Genomic DNA, 17,835 nt, shown 5'->3' with positions numbered 1-17,835 from the left:
CCCGGTGTCAACCGTTGACCTGCGCCCAACCGGTGTCGAGCTCGGACTTCAGCTGTGCGTCGTCGATCTCCCCGCCCAGGAACTTCTGGAACCCGGGGGTGGCGACGGTGTCCTTCCAGCGCACGAAGCCGTTCGCCTGCAGGAAGACCGGACCGGCGAGACCTTCAGCCGAGGTCATGATGGCGGGCCAGCCGTTCTGCTCCTGGGTCTGCTCCTCCAGCGCCGCACGTGCGGACTTCGTGGTGGGGATGAGTCCGTCAGCGATGTTCATCTTCACCAGGTTGTCGGTGGACATGAAGTAGTCGATGAACTTCGCCGCCTCCTCCTGGTGCTCGGAGTCGATGTTGATCGAGAGCGTCTGCGGGTTCGCGGCCTGGACGGCGCCCTTGCTGCCTGCCAGCGGCGGCAGCACGACCCAGTCCATGTCGGCCGGGGCGTCGGCGGCGATGTTGGCGATCTGATACGAGCCCTGGACCGTCATCGCGGCCTTGCCCGCGTAGAACGTGGCGAGCACCTCGGAACCGGACTGGGTCACACCGATCGGGTCCACCGATCCGGCGTCGATCATGGCCTTCACGCGGTTGGGTACTTCGAGGTCGGCATCGCTGACCTCGACCTTCATGTCGTCGCCCTTGCCGGTGAAATAGGTGGAGCCGAAGCCCATGCCCAGGCTCATGAACGCCGCCGTGGGGCTCTTCATGCCCCACGTGATGCCGTGGACGTCCCCGGCCGTGGTGGCCTTCGCGATCTCGGCCAACTCGTCCCAGGTCATGGAGTCACCGGTCGGCACGGTCACGCCCGCGGCTTCGAGCAGCTTCTTGTTGGCGAACACGACGTAGGTCTGCAGTTCGGTGGGAGCGCCGATCATCTGGTCGTCGACGGTGACCGAGTCCAGAACGCCGGGGTCGATGTCGGAGATGGTGTCCTTGCTCAGGAGGCCGGACAGGTCAGCGAGATAGCCGTCCTTCGCGAACGGCACGATACCGAGGACCTCGTAGTGGATGATGTCGGGCGCCACGCCTCCCACGAACTGGGTGGTGAGCTTGTCGTCGAGGCTGTCGGTGGGAGCCTGCACGATCTTGACGGTGATACCGGGGTTGTCGGCGTTGAACGCATCGACGATCTCCTTGGTCGCCGCGATGGCGGCCGGCTGGTCGGAGAACGACTGGAACGTGATCTCGACCGGAGAGGCCGGATCCCCGGTGGCTGCCCCGCTGCTGCCCGGGTCGGACGAGCCGGGCGAGCAGGAGGTGAGTGCGAGTGCCGTGACGGAGGCCGCCGCGAGCAGCACTGCTGAACGGTGGAGCTTGTTCACTTCTTTCCTCTTCCTTGTGATTGTGGAACGTGTGGGTGGTGCAGGTCAGCCCTTCACGGCACCGGAGATGAGCCCCTTGGCGAGGCGCTTCTGCAGCAGCGAGAAGAAGATGATGCTGGGGATGCTGGCCAGGAGTGCGCCGGCGGCGAGCGGACCGACGGCGACCTTCCCTTCGCCGCCGACGAATGTCGCCAGCGCGATGGGGAGCGTGTAGTGCTCCGGAGACTGCAGGAGCACGAGGGCGAAGAAGAACTCGTTGTACGCCGACACGAAGCTGAACATCGCCGTCGCTACGATGCCCGGCATCAGCAGCGGGAAGACGATGGTCCGCATCGCCGTGAACTTCGACGCTCCGTCGATGGAGGCAGCTTCCTCGATGTCGAACGGGATCGCCGAGACGTATCCCTGGAGCATCCACAGCGAGAACGGCAGCGTGTAGACGGTGTAGACGACGATGAGGCCGATGAGCGAATCCACGAGTCCCGCGCTTCGCAGGATGAAGAACAGCGGGATGATCACGAGGATCACCGGGAAGATCTGACTCACCAGGATGTAGCCCACGCCCACCGCCCGCATGCGGCCCTTGTACCGGGCCATCACGTAGGCACCGGGGATGGAGATGGCGGTGGTGAGGATCGTCGTGGCAACCGCAACGACCAGGCTGTTCCACGCCGCCAGGGGCAGCCCCTGACGTTCGAACGCGGCGATGAAGTTGTCGATCGTCGGCTGCGCAGGGATCAGGTTGACCGAGAGCGAGTTGATCTCCGCCGACGACTTGAAAGCGGTCGAGAGCAACCACAGCAGCGGGAAGCCGAGGAAGATCAGGAATCCGGCGAGAGCGAGATACTGCAGGGTGCGTACCGTGCGGCGACGCGCGACGCGTGAACTCATGACTCGCTCCTGTCTGAACGCAGCTGGCGCCACAGCGCAACGGTCAGGATCGCGACGAGGAAGACGACGATGGCGTCTCCCATTGCGGCGGCGCTACCGGTGTTGCGCGACTTGAACGCCTCGAGGTAGGTGAACAGCATCGGCAGCATGGTGCGGCCTCCCGGGCCGCCCTCGGTCATCACGTAGACGATGCCGAAGGAGTTGAAGTTCCAGATGAAGCTCAGGCTGGCGATGGAGAAGATCACCGGCCGCAATGCGGGAAGGGTGACGTGGAAGAAGCGCTGCCAGGCGCTCGCGCCGTCGACCGCCGCCGCCTCCTGCAGCTCTCCGGGGACGTTCTGCAGGCCGGCGAGCAGCACCACGGTGTTCTGCGGCATGCCGACCCACACGCCCACGAGGATCACGGCGGGCAGGGCCAGGGAAAAGTCACCGAGCCAGTTGATGTTGGCCGGACCCCCCAGCGTCTCGATCAGCCAGTTCAGGGGTCCGCTGGTGGGCGAGTAGATCATCTGCCACATCACGGCGACCACCACGGGTGGCATGGCCCAGGGAATGAGGGCGAGAACTCGCGTGATGCCGCGGAACTTCATGTCGGTGTTCAGCAGCAGCGCGAGGCACAGCCCGCCGATCAGCTGCAGCGCGGTGACCGTGACGGCCCAGATCATGCCGATTCCGAACGACTGCCAGAACTGCGTGTCCGAACCGAGGTCGATGAAGTTCTTCAGCCCCACGAACTGGGTGTCGTGGTTGCGAGCCAGCCGCGAATCCGTGAACGCCGTCGCCACGCCGATGAACAGCGGGACGACGCTCAGGATCAGGATGGGAAGGACCGTGGGGATCGCCAGCGCGATCGCCTCGTTGCGTCGGGTGCGGGCCAGCCCGCCCCGGCGGGCGGTCGCTGTCGGTGCGCTCATGACGCCTCCGGTGAGGTCGAGCCGCGGACGACGAGGGTAGCCTCGACGGTCGCGTGCTGTGCGGAACGGGTGGGATCGGAGAAGCGCGACAGCAGCATGCGCGCGGCCAGACGGCCACGATCGGCGGACTGCAGGGAGACGGTGGTGAGACCGGGCAGATAGATGGCCGCGAGCTCGGTGTCGTCGATGCCGGTGATGGCGAGGTCGGCGGGTACCCGAAGGCCCAGCCGGTGCGCTGCGTGGATGGCGCCGATGCCGATCAGGTCGTTGACCGCGACGATGGCGTCGAGCTGGACCCCGGCCTGCCGGCAGCGGGTCAGCAGCTCGGTTCCCGCGTCGACGCCGGCAGCGGAGGTGAAGTCGCGGGCGGTGATCTGCGCGTGCTCCGGCACCGCCAGACCGTGACGCTTCATGGCGGCGACGAAGCCGGCACGACGTGCGGCACCGGGGTTGGTGTTGCCGGGTCCGTGGATCGCGCCGATGCGCGTGCGACCCAGCGAGACCAGGTGGTCGATGATCATGCCGATGGCGGCGGACGAGTCCACGAAGACGGAGTCGATCCCGAGATCGGAGTGCAGGTTTCCGATCACCACCACCGGGACGACGGTCTCGGACAGCGCCTGGCGCAGCGCCGGCGATACTCGCAGCGGCGAGATGATCAGGCCGTCGCCCGCGCCCATGCTGAGACTGCGGACCAGCTCGACGGTCTGATCCGGACCGCGGCCCGTGGCAGACACGCTCAGCCGGATCGTGTCGCCGAGTTCGGCCTCGATCGCGCGGAGCATCTGCACGTAGTTCGGGTTTCCGATGTCGTCCACGGCGAAGACGACCTGGCGCCGTCCCCCCAGACGCAGCTGGCGCGCCGTGGCGTCGGGCAGGTAGCCGATGCTCTTGGCCGCCTGGCGAACCCGGCGCACCATGTCGGGACTCGCGGAGCGTCCCGTGAGGGCTCGTGATGCCGACGCGAGCGAAACGCCCGCGGTCGCGGCCACCTCGTGAAGTGTCGGTTTGTCGCCCATCGTGCTCCTCGTCGAGCTGTTGCCTGTAAACGTTTCCATAGGCCGCAGATGGAAACGTTTCCAAATCCGGCGTTCGTGTGGTCCAGAGACCTTAGGGGCGCCGAGGCCGGGTTGTCAACCGCTCTCGCCCGCGGCCCGCAGGATGGCGTTCGCGCGGCCCTGCATCGCCGGATCCACCATCTCCCCGCTGCGCAGCGTCGCCACCCCGCCGACGTGCAGGGCAGCCTGCACCTCGTGCGCCCAGGCCACTTCCTCCGGTGTGGGTGCGAACACCGCCCGGATGGGCGCGAGCTGGCGCGGATGTACCGCCATCCGGCCCACCAGGCCGAGATCCGCCCCGCGGCGGGTGTCGGCGATGAGCCCGGGTTCGTCGGCGATCCGGGGGAACACCGAGATCATGGGTGCGTCGAGGCCGGCCGCCCGCGCCGCGTACACCGCGGTGAGCCGGGCGTGGTCCAGGACGGGCTCCGCTCCCCCGAGCTGGCTGCGAAGATCGCTCTCGCCGAGTGCGATCGCCGTGACCGCAGGGTGCTCGGCGATGGCGCGGGCTTCGAGCACGGCGCGGGCGGATTCCAGCAACGCGGTGAGCGGCCGGCGGCCGATGAGCTCGCTCACCGCGTCCAGCAGGCCGACGTCCTCGGTCTTCGGCAGCCGGACGCCGACGGACGACGGGAGTTCAGCCAGGGCGCTGAGATCGTCGATGTCCCCGGCGTTGACCCGCACCTCCACATCCACCGTCAGAGTCGTGGCATGCTGCTCCAGCCAGGCCAGCACGTGGGATCGCGCCTGGAGCTTGGCCGTCGGCGGGACGGCGTCTTCCAGGTCGAACACCACGAGGTCCGCACCGCTGCTGACAGCTTTCTCGAACCGTTCCGGGCGATCGCCGGGCACGTAGAGCCCGGTGAGGCGGGTCATACGACACCCCGTTGCGTGAGGTCGCGGATCTCGGCGTCGCTGAGACCGAGATCCGACAGCACCTCGTGCGTATCCGCGCCGTGCGCCCGGCCGGTCCAGCGGATCGAGCCCGGGGTGCGGGAGAGCCGGAACAGCACGTTCTGCATCGCCACATCACCGAAATCCGGGTCGGCGACGCGAGTCACCGTCCCCAGTGCGGTGTACTGCGGATCGGCGACCACCCCGCGCACGTCGGACACCGCCGCGATCGCCGCGGACACCTCCTCGAAGCGGGAGATCACCTCATCCGCGTCGCGCGCACCGATCCACTGCTGCACCGCGTCGTCGAGTTCGTCGGCGTGCTGCGCGCGCTCGTGACCGGTGGAGAACCAGCTCTCCTCGGTGAGGTCAGCGCGACCCACCAGCCGCATCACCCGTTCGGCGATCGACTGGGAGCTGGTCGATACCGCCAGCCACACACCGTCCCGGCTGCGGTAGACGTTGCGCGGTGCATTGTTGACGGAACGGTTGCCGGTGCGCGGCTGCACGATCCCGAGCTGATCCCATGCCGTGATCTGACCGCCGAGCAGCATGAGGATCGGCTCGATGATCGCCATGTCGACCACCTGGCCCACCCCGTCACGCTCGGTGGCGCGCAGCGTCGCCATGACCGCGAAGGCCGTGGCCAGCGCCGTGATCCCGTCTGCGAGTCCGAACGGAGGAAGGGTGGGCGGGCCATCGGGGGCACCGGTGAGCGCGGCGAACCCGCTCATGGCCTCGGCAAGCGACCCGAAACCGGGCCGCCCGGCGTACGGACCGATCTGACCGAACGCTGTCACGCGCGCCAGCACGAGGCGTGGGTTGGCGGCGAACAGCCGTTCCGGTGACAGCCCCCACCGCTCCAGGGTGCCCGGCCGGAAGTTCTCGATCATCACGTCGGCCTCGGCGACCAGACGCAGCAGGATCTCCGCCCCCTCGGCCATGCTGAGGTCGAGCGTGAGGTTGCGCTTGTTGCGTCCCAGCGTCTTCCACCACAGGTTGACGCCATCCTTCGCCGGGCCGTGCCCCCGTGCGGCGTCGGGTCGGCGCGGGTGCTCGATCTTCGTGACCTCCGCACCGAAGTCGCCGAGGAACGTGGCGGCGAGCGGACCGGCGAACAGCGTGGACACGTCGAGAACCCTGACACCGGCGAGGGGCGGCTGCGGAACAGTTTCCAGATCTGACGGCTCGAACATGCGACATGGTACTCCGAGGCCCCTCGTACAGAAGACGTGCCCCGGAGCCGCTCTCGCGGCTCCGGGGCACGTCTTTCGTGATTCAGTTCCGTCGGCTAGGGAGTGAGCCGGCTCAACGGAACAGCCGGACTCACCGGACCGTGGAGCGTCGGCGCGCGATCACCAGAGCGGCACCCAGCACCGTCAGGACGACGGCCGCGAGCGCGCCGCCGCCGAGGACGCTCCCGTCGGCACCGGTGGTCGGCAGCGCTGTGCCGTGGGGCGCGGACTTCGTGGTGGCCGGAGTGGCCGCAGGCGCGTCAGGCGTCGTGGCGGAGGGCTCCGGGGTGGTCGTGGGCTCGGTCGTGACGGTCGGCTCCGGTGTGACGGTCGGTTCCGGTGTCACCGTCGGCTCCGGCGTCACGGTAGGCTCCGGCGTCACGGTGGGTTCCGGCGTCACGGTGGGTTCCGGCGTCACGGTGGGCTCCGGGGTCGGCGTCACCGTGGGCTCCGGGGTCGGGGTCACGGTGGGCGTCGGGGTCGGCTCCGGCGTCACGGCCTCCGCAATGTTGGTCAGCACGATCTGGCCCCGCTGACCGCCCGGCCCCACCAGGGTGTAGCAGCCGTTGGCGTCGGGCCCGGTGATCCCCTCGCCCGTGATGGTGTAGGGCTTCCAGGTGACCTCGTCGACGGCAGGCACGTTCTCGCACAGCACGATGGGTTCACCCGCCGGGTAGTAGCCGGAGTTCACCAGCGTGCCATCTGCGGGAACCGCAATCGTCTCGGTGACGTCCCCGGAGGTCGCCGTGAGCTCGTAGCTGTCGGGGAGCACCGCACCGGAGTTGTTGGTGAGCTGCTTCGACACTGCGAAAGAGGTGTACTCACCGGCGTCGGCACCACCGCCGCCGAACGCCTTCGGCGTCACGGTGGCGCTCTTGGACTCGCCGTTGACGAGAGCGTCGTTGGCGAAGAGGTCGGTCTCGAAGGAGACGGCTCCGGTGGCCACCGACGTGTAACGCAGACGGTACTGGTAGCCGAACGCCATGTCGTCGATCGAGAAGGTGAAGCTGGTGGCGGAATCATCCACCACCGGTGCACTGAAGGTCTCACCGAGGTAGTTCGGGTAGCCCGCCGTGTAGCTGCCGTCCAGCGGGAGGATCATGCGGGTCTCGATGAGCCCCTTCGTGGGATCGGTAGGGTCCTGCTGGTAGCGCGTGAGCTCGAAGGACCCCGGAACCAGGGTGTGGGGCTGGTTCGGCGACGCGGAGGTGAGCGTGTCGCTCACATCGAATCGACGCACGGCCTGACCGTCATCGGGGCTGCTGCCCGGCCAGAGCAGGACGTTCCACGTGAGCACGGCCTTGCCGTCGATGATCTCGCCGGTGCCGGACTTGTCGGTTCCGAATCCGGGGTACCACGATCCGGGACCAGCGGGGCTGGGCACGGGGAGCGTGATCGGCTCGCCGCCGACCTCCCACACCGGCCCGGGCTCACCCTCGGCCGTCTGCTCCAGAGTGCCGACGAACCAGATGTCGCCCTGCGGGTCCCGATACGGGCCGTCGGGCAGGAAGGTGCAGAGGATGGCCGTGGCCTGGTACTCGCAGTGCGCGATCGGTGTGCCGTTCTCGCCCATCAGCGAGAACGGAGAGGACTGCACCAGCTCGAAGCTGGACGGCAGCGGAACCGTGAAGGTGTCGCCGGCGTTGACCTGACCGGCGACGTGCCAGTCCGCCTGGAAGCGCAGCTCGTCGTCGGTGTCCAGCGGGGTGCTCGGGTCGACGGGCACGCCCCCGAGCAGCACCTGCGGATTGGTGATGTCTACCGGTCGCTCGGCCGCGTTCGCCGCGGGAGACACCGCGAGAGCGGTTCCCGCGGCCACAACGGCAGCGATGAATGATGACGCCAGTATTCGGCGCATGGAAAAACCCCCAGTTAGTAACGGACACTCACGACGCGAACGGAAAACGTCGCGAGCGAAGGCCGGTGTCCACCGACCTTCTGTTCGGGAAGGCGATCGGGTGCCCCCAGGCTCCGATCGTGTCTTCCGACGCTAACAGGCAGGCTGAGCCCGCCATCCGCATGTGGCCCATCTGTGGATAAGTTCGCGAAAGACAGCGGGCGCATCCCGAGGGGATGCGCCCGCTGTCTTCCGGGTTCAGTCGCGGACGAGGATCCGTCGCGCCGCCAGTGCGGCCAGACGGCTCGAGGCCCGCACCTGAACGAGAGGGATCGGCCAGTGCACGGCGTCGTCTCCCACGGGGATTCCCGTGTTGACGACCACGGCGTCGGCGCCGGTGGAGGCGACAGCCGAGACGACGTCACGCTGGGACGGGTCGACGGCCACGCGGTCGACGAGGACGATGATCCGGGCCGCTCCCGCGGCGAGGGCGGCAGCGACCGCGGCGGTGCGCTCGGCGTCCGTCGCGCGATCGGGATCCACCCGCAGCACCGTGCCGCCGGCGGCAAGGACGGAGGACACGTACGACGCGGCGCTGTCCACCGCGAACGATGCGCGCTTTCGCGCGTCCAGGACGACGGCAGACGGCGCGGGTGACAAATCCTCCCCCGCGCGCACCGTGACGGCGCGATCTGCGAGATCCTGCGCTTCGAACACCGTGGCGTCGCCGCCGGGCGCCGCGGACGCGAGTCGACGGCCGAGCCGCGCGACGCGATCCGCCGCAGCCTGCACCGTCTCACGCGACAGAGTGCCGTCCCGCAGCGCCGCGATCACAGCGGACTGGACCGCGAAGAAGTCGCGCTCGTCCTGATCGGGTGCCATGGCGTCGCCCGGGTTCGTGGGGTTGCCGATGCAGAGCAGGTCGGCACCGGCCTGCAGGGCCATGACGGCACCAGCCCCGAGCCCGTAGGTCTCTCGGATCGCGGCCATGTCGAGCGCATCGGTGACGATGACGCCGTCGAACCCGTCGGTGCGCAGCCCGCCGAGGATCTCGGCGTTCAGTGTGGCAGGCAGCGGACCGAACTGCTCGATCACGATGTGCGCGGTCATGATCATGTCCACGCCCGCTGCGATGGCCGCGATGAACGGCGCCCGGTGCTCGGCGAGCTGGTCCTCCGTGAGGCGCAGCGTCGGCAGATCGTGATGCGAGTCCAGATGTGTGTCCCCGTGTCCCGGGAAGTGCTTCACACACGCCGCGACCGCGCCGGAGGCCTGGATGCCCTCGACCTGGGCGACGCCGTGACGGGAGACGAGTTCGACGTCGTCTCCGAACGCACGCACGCCGATGACGGGGTTCCGCGGGTCGGTGTTGACATCGACGTCCGGGCCGAGCTGTGCGTTGACGCCGACCGCGCGCAGGCGCCGCGCGATCTCGGCACCGGTGGCGCGGGTGGCATCGAGGTCGTCGAGGTACCCGAGCTGAGCGGCACCGAGCACCGTCGAGCCGTTCGTCGTCTCGAGGCGGGTGACGGAGCCGCCCTCTTCGTCGATGCCGATCAGGATGGCGGGGTTCGCGGCGCGCAGGTCGGAGCTCAGCTGCTCCAGCTCGTCGCCGACGTTCTGCGCGAAGTAGACGACGCCGGCCAGGCCCGCGCGCAGTTCGTCCAGCAGCCAGGCGGGTGCGCTGCGGCCCAGGAAACCCGGCCACAGCACACCGTTCGCCAGGCGGCGGAGGTCTTCCTCAGAGGTCATCCCTTCACCGCTCCCGCCACGACGCCCGAGCTCAGGCGACGCTGCACGATCACGAAGAAGATCATCACCGGGAGGGTGATCAGCGTGGATGCCGCCATGATGGAGCCCCAGTCGTTGGAGTGCAGGCCGAAGAACGACTTCAGACCGATCGCCACGGTGTACTGGTTGCTCTCCGAGCCGAGGATCGTCATCGCGAAGATGAACTCGTTCCAGGCGGTGATGAAGGAGAACACGCTGGTGGCGACCAGACCCGGCATGGTGAGTGGGAGCATCACCGAACGGAACATGCGCCACCACGAGGCACCGTCGACATACGCGGCCTCCTCGAGCTCGACGGGAACTGCGGCGACGAAGCCGCGCAGCATCCAGATGCCGAAGGGCAGGGAGAGGGCGACGTAGACCACCATCAGGCCCAGCAGGGAGTTCAGAAGGCCGAGGCTCTTCACCTGCAGGAACAGCGGGATGACGAGGGCCTCGAGCGGCACCATCTGAATGACGAGGATCATCATCAGCATGGTGGTGCGGAACTTGAAGCGGAACCGCGCCACCGCCACCGAGGCGAGCAGGGCGACGAACCCGCTGATGAGGACCACGACGGCCGCCACGACCAGCGAGTTGCGCAGGTACAGACCGAAGCCGGCATCGCCGAGCACGTAGACGAAGTTGTCCCAGCTGAACTCCTTCGGCAGGAAGGAGGAGCCGCCGTCGCCCGCGCGCTTGTCGAAGGCCGACTTCATCATCCAGTAGACGGGGAACAGCGTGAAGATCAGGAGCGCGGCGACTGCGATGCCGATCCCGACCTTGCCGGTGAGGCTCTTCTGCTTCACAGCTGGTCCTCCTTGAAGAGCGTGCGGATGTAGACCGCGGTGATGGCCATCAGCACGAGCGTGAGCAGCACCGCGAGAGCGGAGCCGAAGCCGTAGCGGTTCTGACCGAAGGATTCGATGTAGCTCCACACTCCGAGGTTCAGCACCTCACGGTTGGAGCCGGCACCGCCGGGCATGAGGTACACCTGCGCGAAGACTTTGAAGTCCCAGATGGTCGAAAGGATCACGACCACGGAGAAGACCGGCTTGAGGGTGGGGAAGGTGATGCGCCAGAACCGCGTCCAGGCGTTCGCGCCGTCCAGTTCTGCGGCTTCGAGCATCTCCTTGGAGACGCCGAGGAGCCCGGCGAGGATGGTGATCGCGATGAAGGGGAAGCCGTGGTGGATGACGTTCAGCAGCACGATGCCGTAGAACGACCAGCGGTTGGTGAACCAGTTGACGGGACCGTCGATGATCCCGGCACCCTGGAGGAGCGAGTTCACGAGGCCCTTGTCGGCGTCGAAGACCCAGGTCCACACGTAGGTGCCGGTGACCGCGGGCATCGCCCAGGCCACCATGATGGCGCTGGACACGATGGTGCGCCAGGTGGTGCCGAGGCGGGCGAGGAGAAGGGCGACGAGCGTTCCGAACGCCACGGTGCCGAGCACCGAGACGATCGCGAAGCCGACGGTGTTGGGAAGCACAACGGTCCACAGCGTGGGCGAGCTGAACGCCTCGACGTAGTTGTCGATGCCGTTGAAGTTGGACTTGCCCGTGTTGATCTCGCGCAGACCGTAGTTCTGCAGCGAGATGATCACGACCCGGATCAGCGGCCAGATCATCAGGCCGCCGAGGATCACCAGGGCGGGTGCGAGAAGCAGCCACGGCCGTGCTTTGGCCATGGTGATGAAGCGTCGGCCACGCCCGGCGCCCGAGGGCGCGGCGACCGAAGTCGCCGCGCCCGGGGCGGGAGCGGGCGCCTGAATGGAACTCAAGGCGCGCCCTCGATTACTTCTGGTTGAGGATGTCGGTCATCTCCGCAGCGGCGTCCTTCGTCGCCGTGGCGACGTCCTTCTGTCCGCTGAGGATCGACTGGATCATCGTGTTGGTGGTCTGCTTGGCCTGGACCGCACCGAACTTCGGGGTGACAGGCACCGAGGCGCCGCCGTCGACCATCTGCTCGGCGAACGGGGCCACCAGCGGGTCGGTCGACTTCAGAGCCTCGTCCATGCCGCTCTTGACGCCGGGGAAGTAGCCGGTCTGGCTGGCCCACTCGGTGGCGAGTTCACCGGTCGTCATGATCTTGATGAGCTCCCAGGCAAGCTCCGGGTGCTTGGTGGTGTTGAACGCCGACAGGTGCGAGCCGCCGAGCACGGAACCGGCGATGCCGCCGTCCTTGGCCGGGATGACCGCGGCGCCGATCTTGCCCTCGAGCTCCGGGTTCTTCTCCAGCAGCGACTTCGGGGTCCAGGAGCCCGAGATCATCGTGGCGACCGTGCCGCTCGTGAACGCGTCACGCACGTCGGTCTCCTTCCACGTGGTCGCACCCGCGGTCGAGAAGCCGTACTTGGTGGCGAGGTCGGTGTAGAACTGCAGTCCCTCCACGGACTTCGCCGAGTCGAGCTCGCTCTTCCACTTGTCGCCGTCCTTGACGGCGACCTCGCCGCCGGCGCCCCAGACCCAGGGGTAGACCTGGAACTCGGCGTTGCCGGGAACCGCGAACGCGGCCATCTCCGGGTGCGCAGCCTTGATGGCCTCGCCGTTCTTGATGATGTCGTCCCAGTTCTTGGGAGCCGACAGGCCGAGCTCTTCGTAGATGTCGGCGCGGTAGATGATGGAGCGCACGCCGGCGTACCACGGCATGCCGTAGAGCTTGCCGTCGTAGGTGCCGGCCTCCTCAAGACCCGGAACCAGGTCCTCCTTCAGACCGTCGACCGAGTCGACGTAGTCGTCCAGCTCCAGCAGCGCGCCGGCGTCGGCGAACTCCGGGGTCCAGGTGGTGCCCGTCTCGGCGACGTCGGGGGTGGTGCCGCCGGCGATGCTGGTGACGAAGCGGTCGTGTCCGTCGGCCCACTGGACCTCTTCGAACTTGACCGAGGCGCCGGTCTTCTCCTTGAATGCGGCCGCGACCTTCTCCTGGTACGCGCTGGAGTCGGGGTTGGTGCCCTGCATGATCCAGGCCGTGAGGGTCACGTCCTTGTTGTCCTCAGGGTTCACGGTGGCCTCGCCGGCACCGGTGGAACCGGAAGAGCAGGCGGTCAGGCCGAGGGCCGCGACTGCGCCGAAAGCGGCGACGGTCAGCATGCGCTTGTTCACGTTTGTCTCCTCGTTGAAACCCGGGCGGTCCGGGAGGCTGTGGTCGTGCTTTGTTAGGAGCACTTACATTTCTCGTGAGTCTACGGATCGCAGGACGAAATGACAAAAAGTTTTCAGGATCGTTATCAAGCGTGGAAATTCGTGACACTCCGGCAGAATGCCGCCGGTGACCAGTCTACGCGCGCGATTCCGGGGGTTTTGATGTCGGCTGGAGTGCAGCGGCGAGCGGGAACCGGGCCGGCTCGAGGGTCATCCCGCGCACAGAAACGCGCTCCCGGGCGACGGATCCGGATGCCCGCCGGCGCCTGTCCCGAGGGCACGAGTACCCTCGAAGAGTGGCACGACGCAGCAGAGAAGAACCCGACTCCCCGCGGGTGCGGCTGAGCGATGGCACCCTCGCGCGCGTGGCTCGCAGCGAGTTCACCAGCGGCTGGGAGCTGCTGGTGGACGAGACGCCCCAGTCGCACGTGGACCTCGACGACCCCACGCACCTGCACTTCGAGTACATCGCCCGGATCGGGGCGGTGATCGACGTGCTGAAGCCGGCGGGTGAGCCGCTGACCGCCGTGCATCTCGGCGGAGGCGCGCTCACGGTGCCGCGTTACATCGCCGTGACCCGGCCCGACTCCCGCCAGCAGGTGATCGAGCTGGAGCCCGGCCTCTGGGATCTGGTGCGGGAGAACCTTCCGCTGCCCCGCGGTGCGGCGATCCGGGTCCGCATCGGCGATGCCCGAGCCGGTGTGGAGAAGCTCCCCGGAGGAATCCTGGGTCAGGTGGACCTGGTCGTGAGCGATGTGTTCGCGGGAGCGCAGACTCCGGCACACGTCACTTCTGTGGAGTTCTACACCTCCGTCGCGAAGCTCCTGGCCTCCGACGGCGTCGTGCTCGTCAACGTCGCCGACGGACCAGGACTCGCCTACGCGCGCCGTCAGATCGCCACGCTCCGACAGGTCCTCCCCCATGTCGCCGTGCTCGCCGAGGCACAGGTGCTGAAGGGCCGTCGTTTCGGCAACCTCGTGCTCGCGGCGTCGCGTCGGCCGCTGCCCACGGACTGGCTTCCCCGGCTGCTGGCCGCGGGCCCGCATCCGGCGAAGATCGCCACGGATCGCGAGGTCGATCAGCTCGCGTCGGGTGCGCTGCCGGTCACCGATGCCGATGCTGTGGCCTCCCCGCGGCCCAACGCCTCGATCTTCGACCGCTGATCGCCTTCATCGTGCGCAGATCGCTCCCACTCGCCCCAGTTTGGAGCCATTTGCGCACGACGAAACATGTCATCGGTGTGCCACAGGGGTCACACGGCGCAGCGCTGACACACTAGGAGCGGCGCCATCGGGAAGGGAGCGACGAGTGAGCATGATCCGCGGGTACGACCCCGAGACCCTGCGCGAGCTGATCGACCCGAAGGAGTGCGAGGCTCGGCTGGAGGAGATCAACGCCCAGCGCAGCCTCCCCGCTCTCCTGGAGCGCGTCTGGCTGCTGAAGGTGCTCGGTCGTTTCGACGACGCACTGAAGGTGTCCGAGCAGTCGGTGCGTCAGGCACGGATGGGCGGCACGCGAAAGGACCTCCTGCGTGCCCGCATCCTGCACGCCACGGTGGTGCACTCCCGCGGCGGCAGCATCGCGGCGGAGCAGGAGCTGACCATGTGCGCCGAGGAGGCGGAGGGTCAGGGCTGGCCCGGGATCGCCGCCTTCGCGGTACAGCATCGGGGCCGGCTCCACTTCGACAACGCCGACTACTCCCTCGCGCGTCACGACTTCAAGAAGTCGCTCTTCCTGCGTCAGCAGGCCGGGGCGGACGAGAGCGAGCTGGAGTCGATCCTGATGTACGTGGACGCGGCCGATCGTCGCTGGGCGCAGGACGGCGCGCACCAGGCCACTCCGGTCGCCGACGCGCTGGAAGCCCGGCTGTCGGCCGGAGATGCACCCGCGCAGAAGCCGCGGGTCGATGCGGCTCGCCGCGAATCACTGATCCGGCGCCCCGTCGAGAGCCGATCGCTGGACGCCGAGGACGCCGCCGTTCGCTGAGCGGCGGAACCCGCCCTCACCTGGGAGGGAGAGGGACACACGCACCTGTCTGCGTCGCCGAAGCGGGTCTTGCCCCTGCGCTCAGCCGCGCGAGCGGTGTTCAGCCGCGCGGGATGTCGTCGTTCAGCCGCGCGGGATGTCGTCGGGAAGGTCTCCGGCCGACCGCAGCGTGCGCGCAGCGCGCACGTGACCGGTGAGCAGGCGCTCCTCGGCCGTCTGTCCGCGAAGGAATCCGTGCAGCCAGCCGGATGCATAGGCGTCGCCCGCGCCGACGGGCTCCACGACCTCGACGGGTGGGGTGGCGACGAAGGTCTCCGACTCGCCGTCGAACTCGGTCGCCCCGATCGGGCCGTCCTTCACGACGAGAATACGGACCTCATCGAGCAGGGCCCGGACATCGGCGGGCGTCTCGACATCCCACAGCCCCTGAGCCTCATCGAGTCCGACGAAGCAGATATCGGCACGCTCAGCGAAGTCCCGGAGAACGTCGGAAGCGGTCTTCAGGTCGGGCCAGAGGGCGGCACGGTGATTGACGTCGAAGCTCACGAGGACGCCGGCCTCGTGAGCGCGTTCGATGAGCACCGAGGCGAACTCACGGCACGACCCAGACAGGGCGGGCGTGATTCCGGAGAGATGGAGCACACGGAACCGCTCGATCGGAACCGCGCGCGCATCATCGGCGCCGAGCCGGCTCGCGGCGGATCCGGCGCGGTAATAGACGACACCGTTGCCAGGGTCCTTGAGATACAGCCCGGTCCGCTCTCCGTCGCGGACCCGGACGAGCGAGACATCGACGCCCGCCGCACGCAGGCGCCGCAGGATGCGCTCACCGACGGCGTCGGCACCGAGTGCACTGAACCAGGCGGCCTCGTCCCCGAGGGTCGCCAGATGCGCTGCGACGTTGGATTCAGCCCCACCGGTCTCCAGCAGGAAGCTGGTTCCGGTGACCACCGGCGAGGCGTCACTCGTGGTGACCACACCCATGGTCTCCCCCACACACAGGACGCCGGCGGGGGACGGTGCGAAATCGCTCATGCTCTGCTCTCATCAGGCGGGTGGGGTTGCAGTCAGTCTAGCCAGCGGGCACTGGGCGCCCCCGCGGGGAACACCGTCGGGCGGGGCCGATCCGGATGTCGGACGCCGGACGTAGGCTGAAGAGCATGTCGGAGCTGGGACGCGTGGAGATCTGGGCGAACGCGCTCATCCGCATCCATCTGGATCCGTCCTGGTCCTTCGCTTTCGACAACGCGAAGCGTCGTGCGGGACTCTGCGACTACAACCGCAAGCGCATCTCGGTTTCCCGCTACCTCGCCGCCCGGTACGACGACGACACCAACCATCAGACGCTGCTGCACGAGGTTGCGCATGCGCTGGCTGGGCCGGCCGCCGGTCACGGGCCGCGCTGGAAGCGCGTCGCGCGCGAACTCGGATATGTCGGGGGCACCACCCACCACGGTGAGACTGCGAACGAGCTGGCCCCGTGGGTCGGCGTCTGCCCCGCCGGGCACTTCGCCTACCGTCATCGCAAGCCCACGCGGCTCGCCTCGTGCGTCAAGTGCGCGCCGCAGTACGACCCGCGTTTCCATTTCACCTGGACCCGGCGTGAGATCTCCGCGGCGACGCGACGGGCGGCCGTGGCACCACGGTGAGTCGCCGTCCCGGCTCGGCGTAAGCGAGGATGGGGCCATGCTCAGCGATGACGATGCCCGGGAACTGCGCGAGCTGCAACGGCGGGTGTTCCGTCATGGAGATGCCCTGGGCGCCGAGGAACTGCGACGACTCGATGTGCTGACCCGGCGGGCGGAGGATGCCAGCTCAGCATCTCCGTCGCCGGACACGATGGAACGGGCGCATGACCTGCATGAGCTCCTCGACGGCCTCGACGAATCCTCCGAGACGACGCTTGCCCGGCCGGTGATGCAGAGCGATCCGCCGCCGCGCCGGGGGCGAATCATCGTCACCTCCCTCGGGGCCTTCGCTCTGGTGGCGGCGCTTGCGGGGGCGTTCGTCGCGGGCCGCTCGACCGCTCCTGCCCCTCCCGGCACGATGGCGCAGACGCTGCGAATCGGCGAAGACATCGCGCGAGAGCAGGGGTGGGAGACGTGGAACTACGCGGGAGCCCTGAACGGGATGGACTACTTCGCCGGCTCTCCCAGCTCCGGTCAGCACTGTGTTCTCCCCGTCGTCTCGACGCCCGCGCCGCGGGCTGAGGCGCAGTGCGTGGGCGCGGACACCACGGAGATCGGGTTGCAGACGGATGTGCATAGCGCCGAAGGTGGCGGACAGGTCGCTGTGTCCACGAGCGTGGTCTGGGCAGGTGAGCGCGCGAGACCGCAGACGTCGGTCGATGCCACCGGCCTGGGCGCCGCCGTCGTGGGGCCCGGTGCCGGGACGGTGCAGCAGCTCGCGGACGATCGTCAGAGGGTGCTGGCAGCCATCGAGTGCGAGGCACCACCGACGCTCCTCGACTTCTCCGTCGCGCCCGGCGCCGACGTCTTTAGTACCGAGAGCAATTCCGTCCTCACGAGCTACTGGGCATGCACCGCGGATGGTGCACGGGCAGCCGTGGCGGCGAAGCGGGACTACATGGTGACCTATTGGCTCGACGATCAGGCCGACCCCGAGACCGGCATCCACGAGACCTCGGCGGATTTCGATCCGGAGTTCGTCCAGGTTACGGCCGAGACCGGCACGGTCCTGCCCGGGTGGCACTGGCGTGTGGACTGGCCGATCGATGGCGACCCTAGGATGACTCCCGTGATGGAGCCGTAGCGGGTGTTCGCGAGGGGAAG

16 protein-coding genes are annotated in these 17,835 nt (G+C 68.1%); 4 read left to right on the top strand and 12 right to left on the bottom strand.

Annotated elements, in window-relative coordinates; translation table 11 throughout:
• Positions 1-7: 7 nt before the first annotated feature.
• The 11 genes from ACIQJ5_RS13615 to ACIQJ5_RS13565 form a co-directional block, all read right to left on the bottom strand.
• Entirely contained in the window at positions 8-1,315 is a 1,308-nt protein-coding gene (locus ACIQJ5_RS13615) for an ABC transporter substrate-binding protein (protein ID WP_231091499.1), read from the bottom strand.
• Between the two features lie 45 nt (positions 1,316-1,360).
• Positions 1,361-2,206: a carbohydrate ABC transporter permease gene (locus tag ACIQJ5_RS13610; RefSeq protein ID WP_231091498.1), complete on the bottom strand. Its 846-nt coding sequence runs from the start codon at positions 2,204-2,206 to the stop codon at positions 1,361-1,363.
• Positions 2,203-3,120, bottom strand: coding sequence for a carbohydrate ABC transporter permease (locus ACIQJ5_RS13605; protein WP_402844755.1), 918 nt, complete (start codon positions 3,118-3,120; stop codon positions 2,203-2,205). The genes ACIQJ5_RS13610 and ACIQJ5_RS13605 overlap by 4 nt, the downstream gene beginning before the upstream one ends.
• On the bottom strand, positions 3,117-4,139 hold the full coding sequence (locus ACIQJ5_RS13600) for a LacI family DNA-binding transcriptional regulator (protein WP_231091496.1): 1,023 nt from the start codon (positions 4,137-4,139) through the stop codon (positions 3,117-3,119). The genes ACIQJ5_RS13605 and ACIQJ5_RS13600 overlap by 4 nt, the downstream gene beginning before the upstream one ends.
• A 114-nt stretch (positions 4,140-4,253) precedes the next feature.
• On the bottom strand, positions 4,254-5,054 hold the full coding sequence (locus tag ACIQJ5_RS13595; RefSeq protein ID WP_231091495.1) for a CoA ester lyase: 801 nt from the start codon (positions 5,052-5,054) through the stop codon (positions 4,254-4,256).
• Positions 5,051-6,268 (bottom strand): CaiB/BaiF CoA-transferase family protein, encoded by a 1,218-nt coding sequence (locus ACIQJ5_RS13590; protein ID WP_231091494.1) that lies wholly within the window; start codon positions 6,266-6,268, stop codon positions 5,051-5,053. Before ACIQJ5_RS13590 ends, ACIQJ5_RS13595 begins: the two co-directional genes overlap by 4 nt.
• 130 nt (positions 6,269-6,398) lie before the next feature.
• Positions 6,399-8,165, bottom strand: a complete 1,767-nt coding sequence (locus ACIQJ5_RS13585; RefSeq protein WP_402844752.1) for an Ig-like domain-containing protein — start codon at positions 8,163-8,165, stop codon at positions 6,399-6,401.
• Positions 8,166-8,402: 237 nt separating this feature from the next.
• Positions 8,403-9,896, bottom strand: coding sequence for a glycoside hydrolase family 3 protein (locus tag ACIQJ5_RS13580; RefSeq protein ID WP_402844750.1), 1,494 nt, complete (start codon positions 9,894-9,896; stop codon positions 8,403-8,405).
• The gene (locus ACIQJ5_RS13575; protein ID WP_402844748.1) at positions 9,893-10,723 is read right to left on the bottom strand and encodes a carbohydrate ABC transporter permease; all 831 of its coding nucleotides are present in this window, start codon (positions 10,721-10,723) and stop codon (positions 9,893-9,895) included. The genes ACIQJ5_RS13580 and ACIQJ5_RS13575 overlap by 4 nt, the downstream gene beginning before the upstream one ends.
• Positions 10,720-11,697, bottom strand: coding sequence for a carbohydrate ABC transporter permease (locus tag ACIQJ5_RS13570; RefSeq protein ID WP_372459796.1), 978 nt, complete (start codon positions 11,695-11,697; stop codon positions 10,720-10,722). Before ACIQJ5_RS13570 ends, ACIQJ5_RS13575 begins: the two co-directional genes overlap by 4 nt.
• A gap of 13 nt (positions 11,698-11,710) precedes the next feature.
• Positions 11,711-13,018 (bottom strand): sugar ABC transporter substrate-binding protein, encoded by a 1,308-nt coding sequence (locus ACIQJ5_RS13565; RefSeq protein ID WP_231091489.1) that lies wholly within the window; start codon positions 13,016-13,018, stop codon positions 11,711-11,713.
• Between the two features lie 335 nt (positions 13,019-13,353).
• Here ACIQJ5_RS13565 and ACIQJ5_RS13560 point away from each other — a divergent pair, with 335 nt between their 5' ends.
• Together ACIQJ5_RS13560 and ACIQJ5_RS13555 are read left to right on the top strand one after the other, a co-directional pair.
• A complete protein-coding gene (locus ACIQJ5_RS13560; RefSeq protein WP_231091488.1) occupies positions 13,354-14,220 on the top strand; it encodes a spermidine synthase in 867 nt (288 codons plus the stop codon).
• Positions 14,221-14,365: 145 nt separating this feature from the next.
• The gene (locus tag ACIQJ5_RS13555; RefSeq protein WP_402844745.1) at positions 14,366-15,043 is read left to right on the top strand and encodes a hypothetical protein; all 678 of its coding nucleotides are present in this window, start codon (positions 14,366-14,368) and stop codon (positions 15,041-15,043) included.
• A 123-nt stretch (positions 15,044-15,166) separates the two neighbouring features.
• Here the strand turns inward: ACIQJ5_RS13555 and ACIQJ5_RS13550 are convergent, their stop codons facing one another.
• Positions 15,167-16,078, bottom strand: coding sequence for a sugar kinase (locus tag ACIQJ5_RS13550; protein WP_402844744.1), 912 nt, complete (start codon positions 16,076-16,078; stop codon positions 15,167-15,169).
• Positions 16,079-16,203: 125 nt separating this feature from the next.
• On the opposite strand from ACIQJ5_RS13550, the gene ACIQJ5_RS13545 reads away from it, so the two are divergent.
• A complete protein-coding gene (locus ACIQJ5_RS13545; protein ID WP_402844742.1) occupies positions 16,204-16,692 on the top strand; it encodes a SprT-like domain-containing protein in 489 nt (162 codons plus the stop codon).
• 37 nt (positions 16,693-16,729) lie between these two features.
• On the top strand, positions 16,730-17,815 hold the full coding sequence (locus ACIQJ5_RS13540; RefSeq protein WP_402844740.1) for a hypothetical protein: 1,086 nt from the start codon (positions 16,730-16,732) through the stop codon (positions 17,813-17,815).
• Positions 17,816-17,835: the final 20 nt, after the last annotated feature.

This window comes from Microbacterium sp. GXS0129 (genome assembly GCF_044769785.1).
Taxonomy (GTDB): domain Bacteria; phylum Actinomycetota; class Actinomycetes; order Actinomycetales; family Microbacteriaceae; genus Microbacterium; species Microbacterium nymphoidis.
Note: the sequence above shows the minus strand (reverse complement) of the source record. Positions and strands in the feature narration are given on the sequence as shown.

Excerpts from the sequence above, each read along its gene's own strand:
- ACIQJ5_RS13610 (WP_231091498.1), bottom strand. The coding sequence starts at position 2,206 with ATGAGTTCACGCGTCGCGCGTCGCCGCACGGTACGCACCCTGCAGTAT.
- ACIQJ5_RS13605 (WP_402844755.1), bottom strand. The coding sequence starts at position 3,120 with ATGAGCGCACCGACAGCGACCGCCCGCCGGGGCGGGCTGGCCCGCACC.
- ACIQJ5_RS13600 (WP_231091496.1), bottom strand. The coding sequence starts at position 4,139 with ATGGGCGACAAACCGACACTTCACGAGGTGGCCGCGACCGCGGGCGTT.
- ACIQJ5_RS13595 (WP_231091495.1), bottom strand. The coding sequence starts at position 5,054 with ATGACCCGCCTCACCGGGCTCTACGTGCCCGGCGATCGCCCGGAACGG.
- ACIQJ5_RS13590 (WP_231091494.1), bottom strand. The coding sequence starts at position 6,268 with ATGTTCGAGCCGTCAGATCTGGAAACTGTTCCGCAGCCGCCCCTCGCC.
- ACIQJ5_RS13585 (WP_402844752.1), bottom strand. The coding sequence starts at position 8,165 with ATGCGCCGAATACTGGCGTCATCATTCATCGCTGCCGTTGTGGCCGCG.
- ACIQJ5_RS13580 (WP_402844750.1), bottom strand. The coding sequence starts at position 9,896 with ATGACCTCTGAGGAAGACCTCCGCCGCCTGGCGAACGGTGTGCTGTGG.
- ACIQJ5_RS13550 (WP_402844744.1), bottom strand. The coding sequence starts at position 16,078 with ATGAGCGATTTCGCACCGTCCCCCGCCGGCGTCCTGTGTGTGGGGGAG.
- ACIQJ5_RS13545 (WP_402844742.1), top strand. The coding sequence starts at position 16,204 with ATGTCGGAGCTGGGACGCGTGGAGATCTGGGCGAACGCGCTCATCCGC.
- ACIQJ5_RS13540 (WP_402844740.1), top strand. The coding sequence starts at position 16,730 with ATGCTCAGCGATGACGATGCCCGGGAACTGCGCGAGCTGCAACGGCGG.